3 protein-coding genes and 1 pseudogene are annotated in these 3,854 nt (G+C 75.1%); all 4 read right to left on the minus strand.

Annotated features, from left to right (window positions below; all coding sequences use genetic code 11):
• Positions 1–152, minus strand: a 152-nt coding sequence (locus E1293_RS45340) for a DUF3054 domain-containing protein (protein WP_132206088.1), incomplete at its 3' end; no start/stop codon positions are given.
• A gap of 20 nt (positions 153–172) precedes the next feature.
• Entirely contained in the window at positions 173–1,549 is a 1,377-nt protein-coding gene (locus tag E1293_RS45345; RefSeq protein WP_132206090.1) for an FAD-dependent oxidoreductase, read from the minus strand.
• Between the two features lie 66 nt (positions 1,550–1,615).
• A complete protein-coding gene (locus tag E1293_RS45350) occupies positions 1,616–3,028 on the minus strand; it encodes a hypothetical protein (protein ID WP_132206092.1) in 1,413 nt (470 codons plus the stop codon).
• A gap of 445 nt (positions 3,029–3,473) precedes the next feature.
• Positions 3,474–3,680: pseudogene (locus E1293_RS50600) on the minus strand (hypothetical protein); the annotation flags it as partial.
• Between the last annotated feature and the right edge of the window lie 174 nt (positions 3,681–3,854).

A 3,854-nucleotide genomic window follows, 5' to 3' on the forward strand; every position in this document is an offset into this window, starting at 1 on the left:
GCGCCCCACCCGACGGCGAGCCCCACGAGAAACGGCCAGGCAGTGGTGGCGAACCCCGCCGCACTGGCGGCCTCGTCATGCGAACTACGCCCGATCCCCACGAACACGAGCACACAGCAGACGTCCGCCACCCCGCCCAGCCAATTCCGCATACCCACAGGCTAGGCGCCGATCAGAACCCTCCGTCCCGGGGAACGGCGGCGGCCATCCGCCGTGTCCGCGCCGGGCGTGCGGGGGATCCGGACGGGCAGAGGGCCCGGGCGGCGATCGACGGGCGCAGGAGCGTAGCGGGCGGGTCCAGCAGGCCAATGACGCGGAAGAACTGCTCGGCCACGCCGGTGTCGCGGGCGGCGGCCGCCTGGACGCGGCCGACGTAGGCGTTGAGCAGGCGGATCGCGGGAGTGCGGCGGCCCTCCACCTCGGGCATGGAGAGGTCGGCGGCGACGGCCATCCGCCACGGGTCGTTCAGCGCCTTCGCGACCGTCCGGAAGTAGCGCCTGGTCAGGCCGCGCGGCCCGGCGTCCAGGCAGCGGCGCAGCGCCTCCGCCTCCAGGCAGGCCACGGTCATGCCCTGCGCGTAGACGGGGTTGAAGCTGCACAGCGCGTCGCCGGTGACCAGCAGCCCGGCGGGCAGCCCCCGCATCCGCTCGTAGTGGTTGCGCAGATCGGACGGGTACCGGTGCGAGGCGATCTCGCCGAGCACCTCCGCGGCGAGGATCGACTCGAACACCTCCGGCGGCGCGAGCGTCCGGACGAAGTCCAGGAAGCCCTCCTCGTCAGCGGGGGGACGGTTGGCGCCGTCCAGGCCCGCGATGGTGAGCAGGTGCCGGTCACCCTCGACGGCGACCATCGCCATGCCGCGCGGGCTGCCCGGCCGCGGCCCGACGACGACGGCCTTGCCCGCGCCGGAGTCCAGCGGCAGCCGGATCGGCCGGGTGGCGTAGGCGACCGCGACCTTGACCTCCTCGCGCGGTACGGGCCCGTGCCCGAGCCGCTCCAGCCAGTACCGGGTGCGGCCGGCGCGTCCCATCGCGTCCACCACCAGGTCGGCGCGGATCTCCTCGGCGGCGGCGCCGACGGCCCGCGGCACCACCTGGACGCCGGTGACCCGGCCCTGGCCGGTGAGCAGCCCGACGACGTCGCGTCCCCCGGCGAACCGGACGCCGGGCAGCGCCCCGACGCGGTCGCGGACGACGCCCTCCAGGAGCGGCCGGCTCGCCTGGATCGCCCGTTCCGCCCCGCGCCGCCGGGCGAGCGTGTGCCCACCGAGGGTGAAGCGGTGGTCGGCGCCGGGGTCGGCGACGACGGCCCCGGCGCCGATGAGCTCGGCCTCGACGCCCGGCAGCATGTCCTCCAGGATCCGCTGCCCGCGCGGCAGCAGGATGTGGGCGTGCCGCCCCTGCGGGACGCCCTTGCGCCATCCGTCCGCCCGGCCCCGGTCGCGTTCGACGACGGTGACCCGCTCGTAGGCCCCGGCCAGGGCGCGCGCCACGAGCAGCCCCGCCATGCCGGCGCCGAGCACTACCGCGTGTTCTCCGATGCTTCGCATCTCGTGCCTCCCGTTGTCGGTCGATGAGGCGACGATGCGGCGGCCCGGTGTCCACCCGCCAGGCCGCTAGCTGTCCACTTGGTGGCCGGTTCCGTAGAGCTCCTTCTCCCACAGCGCGGCGACGATCCGCTCGACGGCCCGGTTGCGGTGCCGCCGGTAGGTGCTGAACGGCAGCCCGAGCATCTCGGCGGCCCGCTCCTGGGTGGCCGCCGGCCGCAGGAAGGTACGGTCGACGACCCGGTGAAGCGCGTCCTCGCGCAGAGCCCCGGCGGCCTCCTCGACCAGTTTCCGCAGCGCCGCGACGGGGTCGTCCGCGGACCGGACGAGCCGCGACCGCACCAGCGGGTTCCCGGCGAGCCGTTCGGGGCGGTGCAGGTCGCGCAGCGCGCCGCGCACGGCGTCGGCGAACTCCGGCTGCGACAGGACGAGCTCCGGCGCGGCCGCCGTCGCCTCCGTCACGGGGGCGCCCAGCTCCCGCTCGGCGGTCAGCGCGAGCCAGTCGTCCACGCCCAGCACCCGCCAGTCGTGCGCGTACACGTCGTAGAGCCGTCCCCCGGACCGGTAGGACGCCTCCGGCGCGTGGTGGAAGTCGAAGAAGGACAGCAGCGGGTCCCAGTACTCCCGCTCGGACGGGACGGTGACGAGGTCCCACGCCTTCCCGCCGCGGGTGATCAGCTCCTGCCCGTGCCAGAGCCGGATCATGGTCTCCGACCGGGAGGGGCGCTGCTCCGGCTCGGTGTCCACGAAGAACCGCCAGGCCAGGACGCTCTCCCCGGGGCGCGGCGGACCGTGCCGCGACACGTGCCCCCACATCGCCCACGCCCCCGGATCGGCCCGCAGTTCGTCCTCGGCGACCTCGTGCAGGGCCACGTAGGCGGCGTACCCGAACGGCTCGCCGGCCTCGTCCCGGAAGACCCCGAACGCCTCCGGCTGCCGCCCGATCCACCACGCGGCGAGGGCGGCCTGCTCCGCTCCCTGGTACGTCCGGGTCATCGCGAGGACGGTCTCGGCGTCCCTCGCCTTCAACCCGGTCGCGGACAACCCGCCCAGGCCGGCGAGCCGCCAGTACCCCTGGACGACGGGATGGCCGCGGCTGAGGAACATGATGTCCGCGACGGCCTGGTGCCGGACGGGCTCGTCCTCGCGCGCTCCCCTGGCCCGTCCGACGAAGTGGGCCCGCAGCGCCCGGTGGAGGGCCGCGTAGCCGTCCGGGTCGCGCCACCGCAGGTCGGCGTCCAGGATGTCGCGCACCACGTCGTGCGGGAACAGCCCGAACTCCCGCTCCTCGACGAACGACAGTCCGCGCAGCCACCCGAACAGCGGCCCGGCGCGCTCCTCCCCGAGCATGCCGCGCAGCAGGTCCTCGGTCGTGAACCGCGCGTGCGCGCAGATCTGCAGCGCCTCGCGATGCGGCGGCCCCGGCACCTCGTCGACCAGCCGCCCGAGCAGGGCACGCACGATGTCGGGCGCGTCGCTCATCGCGCCGGGCACGTCCTGCCGCCGCCGGATCGTTTACCAGCAGCGACAGCGTCAGCGGATGCCCGTGCGCCAGCCGCCGCACCCGCTCGTGCTGCTCGGCGGGCACGCCCTCGACGTCCAGGTAGGCCCGCGTGTCGTCCGGGCTGAGGTTCCGCAGCGAGACGACCCGCAGCAGTTCGTGCCACCCGGCGTCGGCGACCCACCGAGCCGAGGGGGCGTCCCGCCCGGCGATGACGACGAGCGTGTCGGCGGGCAGCCCGGGGACGAACTGCTCACGGACCCAGTCGTCCAGGGGCGCGAGCAGTTCGTAGGTGTCGACGAACACGGCATACCGGCCCCTGGGTGCGTCGACGGCCCGCAGGAAGGCCCCTGCCTCGGGGGTGACCGTCCGGGCGTCCACGAGAACGGGCGTGATCCCGGCCTGCCGCGCCGCCTCCGCCATCTCTCCGAGCAGCGCGCTCTTCCCGACCCCGCCCGGCCCGTGCAGGAACAGCACGGAGAAGGCCTCGTCCTCCAGGGCCGACCGGAACAGCTCGATCTCGGCCCCTCGCCCGACGAACCGCCGCCGCCGAGCCCTCTGCAATCGATCCCCGACCGTCCCGCTCAAGGCGCCCTCCCAACGGAACCCTTCCCAGCACCGTAATCCGCGCAAGGAAAAGGGCGACAGGGGGTGGGACGGTCGTCGGCCCTACCGATCTCCGGGCGTCCCCCAGGGCGGAGGACCGGCCGGTGCGCCGGGCCCGTACATCCACGGCGGGACGGGGAACGGCAGATCCCGCTGACGGGCGCGGCGCCCGCTCCGGCGGCCCAGCAGCCAGCCGAGCAC

The organism is Actinomadura darangshiensis, from assembly GCF_004349235.1.
Lineage (GTDB): Bacteria > Actinomycetota > Actinomycetes > Streptosporangiales > Streptosporangiaceae > Spirillospora > Spirillospora darangshiensis.

Bases quoted from the DNA above. Each gene is read 5' to 3' on its own strand.
- E1293_RS45345 (WP_132206090.1), bottom strand. From the start codon at position 1,549: ATGCGAAGCATCGGAGAACACGCGGTAGTGCTCGGCGCCGGCATGGCG.
- E1293_RS45350 (WP_132206092.1), bottom strand. From the start codon at position 3,028: ATGAGCGACGCGCCCGACATCGTGCGTGCCCTGCTCGGGCGGCTGGTC.